This window comes from Vibrio sp. S234-5, from assembly GCF_000960595.1.
Lineage (GTDB): Bacteria > Pseudomonadota > Gammaproteobacteria > Enterobacterales > Vibrionaceae > Vibrio.
Genome location: NZ_JZAM01000119.1, coordinates 1 through 289 on the forward strand (window position 1 = coordinate 1; position 289 = coordinate 289).

The 289-nt window shown below is 48.8% G+C and carries 1 protein-coding gene; it reads right to left on the bottom strand.

The window, feature by feature from the left end:
- Positions 1–289, bottom strand: a 289-nt coding sequence (locus UF06_RS04365; RefSeq protein ID WP_045569349.1) for an outer membrane protein transport protein, incomplete at both ends; no start/stop codon positions are given.

The following is a 289-nucleotide window of genomic DNA, read 5'->3' on the forward strand; positions in this document are numbered from 1 at the left end:
GTAGTGCGCGGAGTCTTGCCACTGAAAATCTTTTAGCAACTGATCATCGGCTTTCAAGCTGTCAAATGCTGACCAACCAATCCACTGCACAGAATAGTGCAGGGCAAATTTAGGTAAGACGCGGTGATAACCGGAAAACTCCGCAATATCCGGTAGCGGCATAGCAAGCGAGTCGTACGATTCGCCAGCAAAGTGGATGTCACCCTTGGCATCAATGTTAGGGCTGTGCTTGTAGCTTAAACCTAAGCGATGACGCTCGTTAAACTCGTACATCATGCCAATGTTCGCG